This is a genomic window from Wolbachia endosymbiont of Dipetalonema caudispina (assembly GCF_013365495.1).
GTDB lineage: Bacteria > Pseudomonadota > Alphaproteobacteria > Rickettsiales > Anaplasmataceae > Wolbachia.
Genome location: NZ_CP046580.1, coordinates 99651 through 114278, shown reverse-complemented (window position 1 = coordinate 114278; position 14628 = coordinate 99651). Strand labels below are relative to the sequence as shown.

Below are 14628 nucleotides of genomic sequence, written 5' to 3'. Positions count from 1 at the left end.
TTTAGTATAAAACTAATCTAAAGATAGCCAGAAATACTATTGTAGGTTTAGTTTATTTTCTTTAAGGACATTGAGTAAAGAATTTACTAAAGATTCAAAAAATAAAGAGAAACTGTATTGTACTACTTATCTATTTAATAATATAATAAATTTTTCTCCTTAAAGAAAATAAGTTAAAACTAGCATGTAAAACTAATAAAAAAGCTTGTTTTTCTTTCTAAAAGAAGGAACTAATTAGTTAACTTGAAAAAAAAAAGTTTAACAAAAGAAAAATACATCTTCACTGTCACGGTCACAGAGTAAAACTCCTTGTCCTTATATTTTTCTCAGTTGTGATGCAGAAAGAAAATTCAACATCTAAACTCTGCGAGTAGACTTAAAGAAGGTACTAAAAAAATAAAAAATTCTACTTTTTAAGTATACTTAACTCACCTGAGAACGTTATCAAGGAGACAAAGGTAATAGAATACAAATACTTGCGAAATTTTTTAAATTTTAAATTTACAATTATAGCAAATTACTTGGCCACGTGAGGATGATTTTAACTTATTTGTTGAAACTTGATTGAAACAAAATATACATTTTATTTTATCACTTGGAACAAGCGAACTATTAATAGCAACTCTATTATCAAAAACAAAACATTCACCTTCCCAATTATTATTTTTATTATGAGTTTTTTCAAGATAAGAAAGAATACCACCTTTAAGATGGTACACATTGTTAAATCCAATACTCTTCATATACGCTGAAGATTTTTCACACCTCACTCCACCCGTACAGTACATAGCTATTTTCAGATTTTTACTTTTAGAGAAAAAAGATTTTACCCACTGAGGGAATTCACGAAAATGTCGAATATTTGGATTAATTGCACCTTTAAACCTACCTAATCTTATTTCATATTCATTTCGTGAATCTATTACTAAAACATCAGATTGAGAAGTAAAATTATCCCAATGCTCTGGATCGATATACTTACCTCTAAAAGAAATATCAAGATTTCTTATACCTAAATTTACAATTTCTTTTTTTAACTTTACTTTCATTTTACTAAACGGCTGAAATTCTGCTATACTTTCTTTCCACATAAGATTTTTCAGTCTGTAATCAGAACGTAAAAAATCAAATATTTTATCAATTGCATTTTTTCCACCAGATAGAGTCGCATTAATACCTTCTTCTGCAAGGATAATAGTACCCTTCAACTTAACATCATCACATATAGCTCTTATCGTATCTTTCATGTCATAATAATTAGAGAGTTCTACAAAGTGGTAAAAAGTTGTAATGATAAAACTCATAACTATTAATCTATCAACTTAAAGTATAATATATGAAATTGTGAAACTATTCAATAGATCAATCTGCTCCAGATATCTTTATCTTGTCTATGCGCAACATTTTCATACTAAAAGCAGTATTGACTAAAAAAATTTCTTAGAGCATTTAAAAATATCTCTTATTTCTTACATCAAAATATTATTTTTACTTTATATATTACTGATACCAATTTTACTTATAGAAGCAACAAACTTTGACAGATTCATCGGCACATTTTTTTCTATATATACATTAAATATCATTGAATGATAACTAAATATATCTTCATCTTGAATAACGCCATTTAATTAATCACGTTTTTTCCTGATAAAACTTAAGATTACCTATTTTTTTCTTACATCAGTTTTAGAACTGAGTACAGTTTATTTATGTCAATGCACTGAAAATTACATGTCTAAAATATAAAGCAGAAAACCCACATTTAAAAATAAAAAGATAATTATTGTTCTACCTAAATCAAGTCTTTAATATGTACAATAATATTGTATAAAATTCACAATTCATATTCCTAACTTACATATTAGTTCATCCAAAGTTTTAAAAATACTATGGTAATCAATATCTGTTACATTAATATTTAAAAGTTTTGTATATAAAAAACTATTTTTCATACAATATTATTTCATGGCTATATTATAACTAAGTCATCCTGAGTATTGTTTGATAAAAGTCAATTATAAACTTAGTACACATTCTCTTCAATTAATACTTTCATCATAAAAATATTTTATACCACAGCTTTTACGACATAACAAATATCCAGTAACTACTCCACAATACAGAATTAATCCTTTCTATAATTAGTAATAATTAAAAAAATACTATAAAAAGAATGAATATCCTATTTTCAACCAATGTCAATACAAACTACCAAAATAGCGAAAAGTATAAGGGTTTACCGTAGTTTCATTTATATCATTAAAGAAAGTGTAGTAAACGTTTTCCCCTGTAATATATAATAATGGCTTTACTTTATCATTTATTACTATACTAATCTTCTTTATTAATACTTGTATAACCATCAGTACATATGTATAAAAGATAATACTATTTACTCATGCTTTTTATCCTTTAGGTTATATAACTTTAAATTACTAATTAATTATAATAATAAACAATCATTTTAAATGAAATACCCTCTTCTACCCAATATATCAAAGAAATTAGTTTAATAGAAACTTAGTGCTTTCATTACTTAACTATTTTTTTAAATTAATTAATCAAAACTTAAAAAAAATGTCAGATTAAATAAACCATATATACATAAATTGTGCTATTTTTATTTGCTAAACATTTATTTTTTATCAAAAGTCCCATAATATCAAATTTTTTTTCCTACATTTATTCATGATCTTTAAAATAGCTCATAACAATACTCATAAGCAAAATATAATATCAATTTCAAAACTCCTTATTAACTAAAATATTCTAGCTTATAAACTATGAGAAAAACCTAAAGAAGATACATCTTTCTCTTATAGAAAAAAATAGCTACCACTAGTTTAATATCCTATACAAATTTGTTTAACTTAACAATAAAATACTACCACTTTTGCAAAATTAGAACAAATTTAATGCGACCTAATATTTGTATATGGACTGTCTAAAGAGAAAGGTGGTATCATAACCTCAAAAGTTTTTGTGCTTTCTTCATTTAAGAATTCATATTTACCTTGCATTATTCCAGACGGTGCATTTAAATATGTTCCACTTGTATATTTAAATATTTCTCCAGGTTTAATAACAGGTTGTTCTCCAATAACTCCAACACCCGCAATTTCATTTACCTTTCCCTTATAGTCTATTATTTGCCAATGACGACTTAACAATTGAATACTTGATGAACCCTTATTCTTTATTTTAACATTATATACCCATACATAACAATTTTCATAAGGAATAGATTGTTCTTCAATATAAACTGGCAAAACTGTCACTTCAACAGAATTAGTAGTAAGTGTGTATTCTAAAGTCATTATTATAATAAAAAAATAACATTAAAATTATACCTATTCCCATAGACTTTTCAAGTATATTATTATACTCTAATTGCAGAAATTATATAAATAAATAGTTAATTATATAATAATGATAGGAATAATAGGTGGTGGACAATTAGGCAAAATGATTGCTATCGCTGCAACAAAACTCGGGCAAAAAGTACATATTTTTACTAACAATAAAGATGATCCAGCCTGTTCTATTACTGATAATTTAACAATAGCAGATTTATCTGATAAAAGAGCGCTTGAATCTTTTGCACAAAATGTAGATTTAGTAACTGTTGAATCTGAAAATGTTCCATGTGATGCAGTTGACATCATATTACAACATGTAAACTTTTATCCTAGTAAAGAAGCATTATATATTTCACAAAATAGACTTAGAGAAAAAGATTTTATTAAGAATTTAAACATAAAGATTGCTAGTTATAAACATATACAAAATTATGATGAATTATTAAAAAGCAGCAAAACTTTTGACTACCCAATAAGACTAAAAACAACAGAAATGGGATATGATGGAAAAGGACAGTATATAATTAAAAAAGATTCCGAAGTAAAGCAATTTGCCTTTCTTAATTGGAATACACAACAATATATTTTAGAAGAGAATATTGATTTAATAAAAGAAGTTTCAATAGTTGTTGCAAGAGATAAAAGCGGTAAAGTGGCTTTTTTCCCTATAGCAGAAAATCATCATGTCGATGGGATACTTGATACCTCAATTGTGCCAGCTAAAATAGATAGCAAAGTAATTTGGGAAATACAACAAGTAGCAAGAAAAATAGTAGATACATTGAACATAATAGGAATTTTAGCTATTGAATTTTTCATTACTAAAAATAATGAGTTGCTAGTTAATGAACTTGCTCCAAGACCTCACAATTCTTGTCACTGGAGCTTAGATGCATGTAACGTCAGTCAGTTTGAGCAGCTAGTCAGAATAATATGTGGGTTTCCTATGCAAGAAATAGCATTACGTTTTCCTTGCATGACAAAAAATATAATAGGTAATAACATATACTATTTTAATAAATATTTGAAAGATAAAAAAGCTAGTTTAACCATATATGGAAAAAAAGAAGTAAGAGACAAACGTAAAATGGGACATGTTAATATAGATTTAAGTTGTTAATTACAAATACTCCCTAGTTAAGATTTCTAGAATCTGCACTACATTTAATGCTGCACCTTTACGTAGGTTATCAGCTACTATCCACATATTTAATCCATGTTTAATGGTTTTATCCTGCCTAATGCGCGATATGTACACTGCGTCTTCTTGCACAACATCAATTTGAGTTGCATATTTTCCATCTTCATGCTTATCATACACTAAAATTCCATTATTTTCAGCCTTACTTAGTATTTCACGAGCTTGCTTCTCAGTTATATGTTGATCAAACTCAACATTTGCCGCTATAGCATGGCCAATAAAAACCGGTACCCTGACACAAGTTGCAGTTACTTTTATATCTGTTCCTAAAATTTTTTTTGTTTCTTCCTGCATCTTCCATTCCTCTTTTGTAGAACCATCTATCATAAATTCTCCTATATGAGGAATACAATTAAATGCTATTTGCTTAGAAAATACTTCAGGTTTTTTAGCCTCATTCATGAAAATTTTTTTTGTTTGCTCATATAATTCATCCATTGCTGCCTTTCCTGCACCAGAAGTTGATTGATAAGTTGAAGCAATAATCCTTTTGATTTGTGCTTTTTGGTGCAATAGATGCAGTACTAGTAGCATTTGTATTACAGCACAATTTGGATTGGATATTATATTATGATTTTTATATTCTGTGATTTTTTCTTTATTAATCTCTGGAATAATCAGTGGCACACCTTCTTTCATTCTAAAATAAGAGCCGTTATCTATTACAATACATCCTGCTTTTGTTGCAATTGGCACATATTTTTTAGAAACGTGATGTCCAGCACAAAAAATGGCTATATTAACCCCAACAAAGTCATAGCCTTTAAGGCACGAAATAGTTAATTCTTCATTACAAAAACTTATTTTTTTCCCCTCTGATCTTTGAGATGCAAATGCAATAACAAAATCTATCGAAATTTTTTTTTCGTCTCGAAACTCGGCTAGTATACTTAACACTTCACGCCCTACTCTTCCAGTTGCTCCAATAACAGCAATCTTATGTCCCATATAAACAAATTTATCACTTTGAATATTGTATATATTATTATATTTTTCCTGATGAAATTTACAATTATTTTAATATTCTTACCTTGAAATTAATTGTAATTCAGTTATCATTACACAATACTAATAATACTACTCAATAAGGCGAGAGATGAGTAAAGAATATAATGAAACCAAGATAAAAACTACATTATCTATGCCTCGAGAAAATAAAAAAACTAATGAATTAAAAGTTCAAAATATTCTTTCACAAAAAAAATACAAAATAAATTTTGATGATAGAAAATACGCTGTAAAAATCATTAAAACACAGTTTGCAAAAACAGAACAAAAGCCTTCAAAAACAAAAAAAAGCTTTTTAAAATCAATCCCTATTATAGGGGAACTTTTAGCAAAAATTTTCACATCTGAAAGAGAAAGATTAAAAGACTAAGATTAAAAATGAGTACTCTAGCAAAGCAAAATGAGATCTAAGTAAATAATAAACAATATAAGAAAAAGTAGGTAACAAACTTAAGAAAAAAGAACAATATTGAGCAGTAGATAAAGGAAATAAAAATCTCTCAGCTGTACTGTAAGTATTAATCACTTGGAGTTCCAGTTATTAAATCATGTAGAAGCTTTGCGATACCAAAATAAGTAAAGAGGTATGCCACTTACAGTAAATAAGCTTGAAATTAGCAAGGTACTTATAGAAGTCTCATATATTACCCAGAAACAAAAAATTGTTGCCACAATGCCAATTAAAAATTGGCAATAATTTTTTCTCTCCTTTATGACAACCTTTAAAAAGGCAAGACTACATGAAAGATAAACAAGTAAAAAAGAAACTGTAGAAAAATTAATCACTGATGTAATTTGCTTGGAAAAATTATTGCTTGAAATAAGAATTAGTAAAATTGCAGTTCCAATTGAACTAATTATTATTCCCCAAAAAGGAGAACCATATCTATTCTTTTTGGCAAAAAACTGAGGCACAAGTTTATCTTGTGCAAGACCAAAAATAATTTGTCCACTAGATAAAACCCATACATTTAAACTCCCGATACAAAAAATAAAAGCAGTAATAGAAACAATAATATGCCAATTACCTGGAAATATAATTTTTACTGCATCAACATATGGTGCCCTTGAATTTACTAAATCATTGCCATTGATTAATCCCATAATTGCAAAATTGTTAATAAAATATATACCAACAACACAAATCGTACCGAATACTATAGCTTTTGGTATAGTTTTAATTGGATTATCTACTGACCCTGCTGGTACTGTTGCCAATTCAACTCCAATAAAACACCATAAAGTCAAAAGCGTGGAGCGTGCAAGAATTTGTGATATTGTAAGATTTGAGATTTCTTTACTCACAATAAAATTATTTTTATCAAAAAAAAATAATGCTGCTATAGGAATTACAAACAACACAAAAATTTTTATAAGTGTAAGAAAAAGTTCAACATGTCCAACAGTAGCTACCCCCCTTAAATTTATTAACGTAATGATTATGAGTAATAACAACTCTAAAAGCAGATACACACTTTGAATATCTTCATAAAAAAATGGTGTAAGATATCCGACACCCATAACTATTAAAGCTGTTGTGCTAACCCAAGAGATCACCCAATAAGTCCAACCAATAAAAAGTGCTACCGTAGAACCAAAAACATGCTTTACATAAACGTGAGGACCTCCAGTTTTTGGAAATTTTGTACATAGTGTAGCAAAAACTAAAGCAAGAGATATAGCACCAACTCCTGACATTGCTAAACTCATAAGGCTATAAATACCGTATGGTGCAATACTGATTGGGAGGATAAAAATTCCAGAACCAATCTGACTGCTGATAACTAAAGCAAAAACAGTTAAAAAATCCATTCTATTTGGCATACTTATTTATTAATTTAATATAGAGTTGCGTATAACTTAACTACAAGAACCTTAATAAAGAAAATAAAGATTATATTTTAAAGTAAATGTTTTGAGAAGACATCTCATTTACAAGAGCATAGTAGATAAATAAAGAAATATGTCTCAATCAGAAAAAACATACTTAACATTATAATATTTTAATAGTCATTCTATATGCCAGCAACAAAAGTTGTTGCTATAATGCAACTAAAAATTGGCAATAATTTTTTCTCCCTCTATAACAACCTTTAACTTTATCAGTGAATAAAATCCTCTAAATCTTTAAATCCATATTAGAAAAGTAAACTGTTCAGCCTAAGGTAAAATAAAAGTCTGGAATTTTAATGAAGATATAAACAACCATCAAGCTAGATATACTTTTATTATTTTTACTGCTCAAATTGAAATCGACTAAATATTCTAATTATATTACCAAAGAAACTAGCAAATTCATCAAGTAGTTTTTATACTTTTAATATAATTATTTTTACTATTAAAGTACTTTATACTAATAGCCAAGGGTTTAATCTATACAAACTTAAATAATAAAAAAACAGTTAAAATTTTTTTACTCATCTATATCACTACTAATATCTTTTATCATGCTATAATTACCTTTTCTAAACTTATTTTTTAAAGACGCAACTCCACTCTCACTAATTCCACTTAGACTTAATGCTGCTCCACCCAATTGGAGCCCCATTTCAGATGTTTCAGGAATAATTTTACTAGCTCCTAAATTTTTATAAGCCTCTACATTACTTAGATCTGGCAAACGTATTATGATACTTACATGCGGAAAGTTTAACGCAACTAAGGAAACTATTTTCCTTATAGTTACCTCATTTTTTATTGAGATCACAAGAGCTTGGGCTCTTTCTATTCCCACTGATTTTAAAATTTCATATCTTGTAGCATCTCCAAGATATATAGGAAAACTGTCACTTTTCCCTTCTTTAACTATTTTTGATTGAATATCTACAACAACATAACTTAAATGCTCTGCAGTAAGCATTTTTGTTACCATATATCCTACCCTACCAAATCCAGCAACTATTACATGATTATAAAGGTCTTGTGTGTCTATCTCAACTATTTCATCATCCAATATTAATTTTTCAGTGCTAAATGAATTTGCTATCCACTCCCCAAGTCCAGATAAGAGAGGAGTAAAAGCCATAGTTACTGTAGTTACCATCATAAGCACCTGAGCAATTTCACTTGGCAATACGCCTAGCTCATTCGCCAAACGAAATAGAATAAATGCAAACTCGCCTCCTTGTGCAAGTAGTAATCCAGCTTGTATAGAAGGTGTACTTCTAAATCCAAAAAATCTACACAATACATATATTATAAATGTTTTTGAAACAATCAAAATAACTGACAATAAAGTAATTAGTGGTAATTTATTGAGTAAAAGATCGATATCAATAGACATACCTACAGTCATAAAAAACAAACCAAGAAACAGGTCTTTAAATGGTAACACTGCATGTTCTACTGAATGTCTATGCTCTGTTTCTGCAACTAATAACCCAGCAACAAATGCACCCAATGCCATTGATAAATGAAACTGCTCAGTGATAAATGCCGCTCCTAATATTATTAAGAGTATTGTTGATATGAAAACCTCATTGCTTTCCATTTTAGCAATAACCGAAAATAAGGGTCTAAGCAACAGTCTTCCAGTTATAAATATCAGTATTAACGCAATAGATGCTTGTATTAATGAACCTATCAGTGAGCTTATCAGAGTATTTCCAGAACTGCTGGTAAGCAAAGGTAGCAGTACTATTAGCGGTACTACTGCAAAATCCTGCATTAGTAATACTGCTATTGACAATCTACCAACTTGACTGGCTTGGGAACCTTTTTCTTGTAGAACCTGCAATACTATTGCTGTTGAAGACAATGCAAGTCCACCACCAATAACTGATGCCATATTTGTATTCACCCCAAAAGCAATAGCAATACACCATATAGTTATCATGGTAACTACAACTTGAAGAGAACCAAATCCAAATACATGAATACGCATAGCAATAAGGCGTTCAAATGTCAATTCAAGACCTATAATAAATAATAAAAAAACTACACCAAACTCTGCAAAATTATCCATTGCTTTAGCTGAGTGTATTAAATTAAATCCGTGAGAACCAATCAGTGCGCCTGCAACAAAATAACCTAGCACTGGGCTAATATTCATTTTCCAGAACGCTATGACTATAAATACAGCAGCAGAAAGTAAAATTATAATATCGAACAGATACTGAGAGTTACCGTGCATAAGACATCGAACCTATGAATCAAACCATTTAATTGAGCAACCAATACTTGGCTTTTGGTTAATTGGAGAACTACCAGTTTCTGCAATAAATTTCATAGCTTGAAACAAATCACTGCTTCCTACTTTATAATTTTGAACTTTTTCTTTTTTTGCGTCATTAAAACGTCCACGGTAGCAAAGGTTTAAATTAGCATTAAAGCCAAAAAAGTCAGGAGTACAAACTGCACCATATTTCTTAGCTATTTTTTGTGTGCTGTCAATAAGATATGGAAATGTAAATTTATTTATCTGAGCAAAATTTATCATATTTTTAAAGGAGTCTTCCAGACATTTATTTACATCATTTGGCATAATTGCAACTGCATTAACCTGATAACTTTTTTTTAATAAATTAATATCACTTACTAAATTAGTAATAATTGACTGAACATAAGGACAATGGTTGCATATAAACATTACAACAAGACCATTTTTGCCATAACAGTCATTTAATGTATAGTATTTATTATCTACTCCTAAAAGGTTAAAACCTTTCGCAATGAAGCCTAAATCCATCTTAGGAGTATTCAATGTAACCATAATCTAACTTAAGAGTTATGTATTGTGTATAATATTATAATCTTTCGACTTAAATGTCAAATGATTGCATATATACTAGTTATATACTTTTTAGTATTTCAATTGTAGAATTTATGTTTATAACTTTTGAAGGAATAGACGGATCTGGCAAAACAACACAGTCTGAGTTACTTGCAAATCATCTCAAGCAAATTCATGGTGAAAATTATGTAATACTAACTCAAGAGCCAGGTGGAACTAGCCTTGCAAAAAAGGTAAGAGAGATTATTCTAAAAGATAACATTGACCCCATCTCTGAACTTCTATTATTTATTTCAATGAGGCATGAACATATGAAAGAATTAATATTACCAGCTTTAAAAGAAGAAAAAATAGTGATTTGTGACCGATTTATTGATTCAACGATTGCTTATCAAGGATATGGATTAGGCATTGATTTAAAACTTATAAAAAATCTTCATGAGTTAGTAAAAATAAAATGTCCGGATATCACTTTTATTTTAGATATTGATGTCAAAGTTGGATTAAGTAGAAAAAAAGATAAAAATAAATACGAAAGGATGAACATATGTTTTTACGACAAGGTCAGAAAAGGGTTTCAGGAAATAGCACTTAAAAATTCTAATAGATGTCACATTATTGCTCAGATTGAAACTAAAGATAATAATCAAATATATAGTGAAATTTGGAGTAAGATTATTCTTTTAGAGAAATAAATTTCTTTTAAAACAAATCCTACTTGATGAAGTAAAACAACAAACCGGACGGAATGGGATTCGAACCCATGGTATGCTTATTTAACATACATCAGTTTTCAAGACTGGTGCCTTAAGCCACTCGGCCATCCGTCCATTTTTTTTTTACCACAACATTCAATATCACGCAATTTATAAAATTTCACTTACCTACGCAAAAATTATTAAATATATTAGTTAATATTTCTTCAATATTAATATCTCCTGTTATCGTGCTAAGTTCAGATGCAGCAAGTCTTAAATCTTCAGACATTAGCTCAACTGGATTATCTATATTAAAATGTCGTAAATATTCTATGGCCTTTTGCATACAATTCCTATGTCTTTGTCGAGTAATCACAGGTATATCTTTGTTATCATAACCAAATTTTTTCTCTACTTTCTCTTTAATCACAGAAATCAATCTTTCCGTACCTATTCCTTTTAAAATAGAAATAGGTAAAAAATCAATACCATCAATCTTGATATCATAATCATTAATAATATCATCAGCTTTGCTTAGCACATAAATAGTATTGTCTTGGCTTGATTCTATAAAGGCAGTTGACATTGAGATATTTTTGATTCCAGTTTGAATAGTAGTAAAACTACTATAGGAAAATAGCTCTATTTTAATATCAGCCTCATAAAATTTCTTTCTTGCCCGATTTATACCTTCTAATTCTATTGGATCTGAACTTTCACAAATTCCAGCAGTATCAGAAAGAATAATTGGATATCCACCAATATCAATATGAGCTTCAAGCACATCTCTTGTCGTACCTGCATATTCAGAAACAATGGCAATATCACGTTTTACAAGAAAATTAAATAACGTTGATTTACCAACATTTGGTTTACCAACTATTACAATATGTAAGCCTTCACGTAATCTTTCACCACACCTATTATCATTCAGATGCCTTTGTATTGACCGTACAAGGTTTTGTACTTCATTATTAATTTTTTCTAATTCACCTTTTTCTATCAAAATATCTTCTGGAAAATCTATATATGCTTCAATTTTAGATTGAATCATTATTAATCTTTGCTTCCAACCATCAAACAGCTTTTCCAGTTCTCCCGACATTTGCTTAGCTGCTTGTCTAGCTTGTATTTTTGTCTCAGCATTAATTAAATCTACAATCCCTTCTGCTTGTGTTAAATCAAACTTAGAATTTAGAAAAGCTCTCAACGAAAATTCTCCAGGTCTGGCCATAACAAAAATTTTTGACAATTCTTCCAAAATAATTTTTATGACTGCCTTACTTCCGTGTACTTGCAGCTCTATAATATTCTCACCGGTAAAACTATTTGGAGCAGGAAAATACACGATTATTCCATTATCAATTAATTGACCTAAGTTATCATATAGATTAACCAAAGTAGCAATTCTTGGCTTAATATCTTTTTTAACATGAAAATGACTTAAAGTTTTAAGCGCGTGACTACCTGAAATTCTAATTACTGCAATACCTGATTTACCAAATACAGTTGATAAAGCAAAAATAGTTTCATTTCTATTTATCATAATATGAGCTAGTTTATTTTAGAAAATTAAACATAAAAAATTGAAATACTAAATTTCAGAATACCCTCAATTTCCTTATTTACCAATTTATCAAAACAACGTTGTATATAACAAGCTACAATGTCATAAATATATTATAGAAGAAATTTTAAAATTATTTATTAACTAGTATCAACTTTATATTCATTATAAAATTAGTTATTAATTAAGTAATCTTACTTATGCATAAAACATTAATCTTATTAATAATGACGCTGTCAATCAAGCTATTTGCAGCTGAGATTGCAATTATTGCAGATGTAAATGGTGAACCAATCTCAAATTTAGATATTGAAAAACGTATGCACTTGATAAGCTCATTGTTTGGTGAGCAAGATAAAAAAGAACTAAAATTTCAAACTCTCAAGCAGTTAATAGATGAAATTATTATTCTTAATGAGGCACAGAGGTTAAATATAAAATTGAGTAGTGAAGAGCTAAACAATGCTACTATATCATTTTTCACCCGAAACTTTAAAATTCAAAATGATAAAATCAATCAATATATAAAAAAATATAACATAGACCTTATTCTTTTAAAAAGACAGATAAAATGTCAATTATTATGGAATAAAATTATCGAAACAAAAATAATACCATTTATCAATATCAGTAATAAAGAAGTAAGTGATATGCAGGAGCAAATAAAAAAACCTGATTATCTTATTACATTTCAAGAATTTATAGTTCTTAGCCATAGAAATGAAAATGTTTATAATACAGCTAAAGACTTAGTGAAAAAATTACGCAATAGTAATGATAGTTTTATCCCAAGATTGCCAATAAAAATACGTGAGATGACAGTTAATTTAAATCATTTAAAAGATGACATTAAGAATCTTCTAAGAGAATTTAAAATTGGTGATATAGTAGGCCCAGTTAGTCTCAGAGAAGGCTATTATTCTATTATAAAAATAATAGATAAAGTGCAACTTAATTATACACTCTTAGAAAGTACTTTAAAAATAAAACAGATTGTAATTAAAGACTCAGAAAGTTTGTTGGAGAATTTTAAGAAACAACAGCTAAATTGTCTAAATTTTAATAAGGTAGCAAATAATCTTAAGTTACCAGATTTAAAGGAATTTGAAATAAAAGTACGAAGCTTAAATCCTACTTTACAAGTTTTATTTAGCAAAATCGGTATAGACGAAATAATAGAATTAAGAGAAAATGATACTATAAAATTGATGATGCTATGTGGTATTAAAAATAATGCAGTAGATATCGAAACAGTTAAATGGCAAATTTACCAACAAAAAATCATGACACAAAGCAATCTATTACTAGAAAGTATGCGCAAAAACGTGGCTGTTAGTTATCAATAATATAGTTAAAGTATCAAATTAATTATAGAATTGAAATTTTGAATACAGTCAGCCCTGCATATTAATTACGCTTTTTGCCAATTACCACAACATTTTCACTTAAAAAGAAATAATTAGGTATAGCCATGTTTTTTGGTGCAGGTCCTTCAATTACTCGGCCCGATGTATCATAGTACGAGCCATGACAAGGACAGAACCAACCATTACCATCTTTTGTAGCATGATTAACTGGTACACATCCAAGATGGGTACATATTCCTACCATAATTAACCATTCATTTTTTCCCTTATATACTCTCTGCTCGTCTGACTCAGGATCTCTAAGGCTTTTTACGTTCACAGCCCTTGCAGCTTTAATTTCTTGCTCTGTACGTTTACGAATAAATACTGGTTTACCTTGCCATTTTACTTTTTTTTCTTGTCCTTCTTGAATATCAGTTAGATCAACTTCAATTGTGGACATTGCTAAAGCCTCAGAGGAAGGGCTCATAGACTTGATGAGTGGCCAAAACCCACTTACAACTCCTATACTTGCCATAGTACACGTAGTTAATATTATAAAATCTCTCCTACTCTTATCTTTAGTAAAATCTTTCACAGGGAATATTTTTTCATTTTCCTTATTTATTAAGAATTTTTTATTTTTAGTTAATTTTTTATTCATTAGTTTCTACTTAGCTGTAGGCTTATATTTTAATCTAAACTATAGATTAA

General features: G+C 28.6%; 12 protein-coding genes and 1 tRNA gene. 4 read left to right on the top strand and 9 right to left on the bottom strand.

The window, feature by feature from the left end; genetic code table 11:
- Window positions 1–488: 488 nt before the first annotated feature.
- Both trhO and apaG read right to left on the bottom strand, forming a co-directional pair.
- On the bottom strand, window positions 489–1304 hold the full coding sequence (gene trhO / locus GOY14_RS00430) for an oxygen-dependent tRNA uridine(34) hydroxylase TrhO (protein ID WP_175809263.1): 816 nt from the start codon (window positions 1302–1304) through the stop codon (window positions 489–491).
- Between the two features lie 1611 nt (window positions 1305–2915).
- A complete protein-coding gene (gene apaG, locus GOY14_RS00425; RefSeq protein WP_175809261.1) occupies window positions 2916–3320 on the bottom strand; it encodes a Co2+/Mg2+ efflux protein ApaG in 405 nt (134 codons plus the stop codon).
- Window positions 3321–3432: 112 nt separating this feature from the next.
- Here apaG and GOY14_RS00420 point away from each other — a divergent pair, with 112 nt between their 5' ends.
- Window positions 3433–4482, top strand: coding sequence for a 5-(carboxyamino)imidazole ribonucleotide synthase (locus GOY14_RS00420; RefSeq protein ID WP_175809260.1), 1050 nt, complete (start codon window positions 3433–3435; stop codon window positions 4480–4482).
- On the opposite strand, the gene GOY14_RS00415 is transcribed toward GOY14_RS00420, so the two are convergent.
- Window positions 4483–5511 (bottom strand): aspartate-semialdehyde dehydrogenase, encoded by a 1029-nt coding sequence (locus GOY14_RS00415; protein ID WP_175809258.1) that lies wholly within the window; start codon window positions 5509–5511, stop codon window positions 4483–4485.
- Window positions 5512–5659: 148 nt separating this feature from the next.
- Here GOY14_RS00415 and GOY14_RS00410 point away from each other — a divergent pair, with 148 nt between their 5' ends.
- Entirely contained in the window at window positions 5660–5941 is a 282-nt protein-coding gene (locus tag GOY14_RS00410; RefSeq protein ID WP_175809256.1) for a hypothetical protein, read from the top strand.
- A 176-nt stretch (window positions 5942–6117) separates the two neighbouring features.
- On the opposite strand, the gene GOY14_RS00405 is transcribed toward GOY14_RS00410, so the two are convergent.
- The 3 genes from GOY14_RS00405 to GOY14_RS00395 form a co-directional block, all read right to left on the bottom strand.
- Window positions 6118–7395, bottom strand: coding sequence for an APC family permease (locus GOY14_RS00405; RefSeq protein ID WP_175809254.1), 1278 nt, complete (start codon window positions 7393–7395; stop codon window positions 6118–6120).
- Window positions 7396–7984: 589 nt separating this feature from the next.
- On the bottom strand, window positions 7985–9703 hold the full coding sequence (locus tag GOY14_RS00400; protein ID WP_175809252.1) for a monovalent cation:proton antiporter-2 (CPA2) family protein: 1719 nt from the start codon (window positions 9701–9703) through the stop codon (window positions 7985–7987).
- A 12-nt stretch (window positions 9704–9715) separates the two neighbouring features.
- Window positions 9716–10282 (bottom strand): thioredoxin family protein, encoded by a 567-nt coding sequence (locus tag GOY14_RS00395; protein ID WP_175809250.1) that lies wholly within the window; start codon window positions 10280–10282, stop codon window positions 9716–9718.
- Between the two features lie 113 nt (window positions 10283–10395).
- On the opposite strand from GOY14_RS00395, the gene tmk reads away from it, so the two are divergent.
- Window positions 10396–10998 (top strand): dTMP kinase, encoded by a 603-nt coding sequence (tmk, locus tag GOY14_RS00390; RefSeq protein WP_175809249.1) that lies wholly within the window; start codon window positions 10396–10398, stop codon window positions 10996–10998.
- 45 nt (window positions 10999–11043) lie between these two features.
- Here tmk and GOY14_RS00385 read toward each other — a convergent pair.
- A tRNA-Ser gene (locus GOY14_RS00385) sits at window positions 11044–11133 on the bottom strand.
- 46 nt (window positions 11134–11179) lie between these two features.
- Window positions 11180–12547: a tRNA uridine-5-carboxymethylaminomethyl(34) synthesis GTPase MnmE gene (mnmE, locus tag GOY14_RS00380; protein WP_175809247.1), complete on the bottom strand. Its 1368-nt coding sequence runs from the start codon at window positions 12545–12547 to the stop codon at window positions 11180–11182.
- A gap of 221 nt (window positions 12548–12768) precedes the next feature.
- Between mnmE and GOY14_RS00375 the strand changes: the two genes are divergently transcribed.
- Entirely contained in the window at window positions 12769–13914 is a 1146-nt protein-coding gene (locus GOY14_RS00375; RefSeq protein WP_175809245.1) for a SurA N-terminal domain-containing protein, read from the top strand.
- 61 nt (window positions 13915–13975) lie between these two features.
- Here GOY14_RS00375 and petA read toward each other — a convergent pair whose 3' ends face one another.
- On the bottom strand, window positions 13976–14578 hold the full coding sequence (petA, locus tag GOY14_RS00370; RefSeq protein WP_175809244.1) for a ubiquinol-cytochrome c reductase iron-sulfur subunit: 603 nt from the start codon (window positions 14576–14578) through the stop codon (window positions 13976–13978).
- Window positions 14579–14628 lie beyond the last annotated feature (50 nt).

What these genes read in the sequence shown, in the direction of transcription:
- trhO (WP_175809263.1), bottom strand. Translation starts at nt 1,304, where the DNA reads ATGAGTTTTATCATTACAACTTTTTACCACTTTGTAGAACTCTCTAAT.
- apaG (WP_175809261.1), bottom strand. Translation starts at nt 3,320, where the DNA reads ATGACTTTAGAATACACACTTACTACTAATTCTGTTGAAGTGACAGTT.
- GOY14_RS00420 (WP_175809260.1), top strand. Translation starts at nt 3,433, where the DNA reads ATGATAGGAATAATAGGTGGTGGACAATTAGGCAAAATGATTGCTATC.
- GOY14_RS00415 (WP_175809258.1), bottom strand. Translation starts at nt 5,511, where the DNA reads ATGGGACATAAGATTGCTGTTATTGGAGCAACTGGAAGAGTAGGGCGT.
- GOY14_RS00410 (WP_175809256.1), top strand. Translation starts at nt 5,660, where the DNA reads ATGAGTAAAGAATATAATGAAACCAAGATAAAAACTACATTATCTATG.
- GOY14_RS00405 (WP_175809254.1), bottom strand. Translation starts at nt 7,395, where the DNA reads ATGCCAAATAGAATGGATTTTTTAACTGTTTTTGCTTTAGTTATCAGC.
- GOY14_RS00400 (WP_175809252.1), bottom strand. Translation starts at nt 9,703, where the DNA reads ATGCACGGTAACTCTCAGTATCTGTTCGATATTATAATTTTACTTTCT.
- GOY14_RS00395 (WP_175809250.1), bottom strand. Translation starts at nt 10,282, where the DNA reads ATGGTTACATTGAATACTCCTAAGATGGATTTAGGCTTCATTGCGAAA.
- tmk (WP_175809249.1), top strand. Translation starts at nt 10,396, where the DNA reads ATGTTTATAACTTTTGAAGGAATAGACGGATCTGGCAAAACAACACAG.
- mnmE (WP_175809247.1), bottom strand. Translation starts at nt 12,547, where the DNA reads ATGATAAATAGAAATGAAACTATTTTTGCTTTATCAACTGTATTTGGT.
- GOY14_RS00375 (WP_175809245.1), top strand. Translation starts at nt 12,769, where the DNA reads ATGCATAAAACATTAATCTTATTAATAATGACGCTGTCAATCAAGCTA.
- petA (WP_175809244.1), bottom strand. Translation starts at nt 14,578, where the DNA reads ATGAATAAAAAATTAACTAAAAATAAAAAATTCTTAATAAATAAGGAA.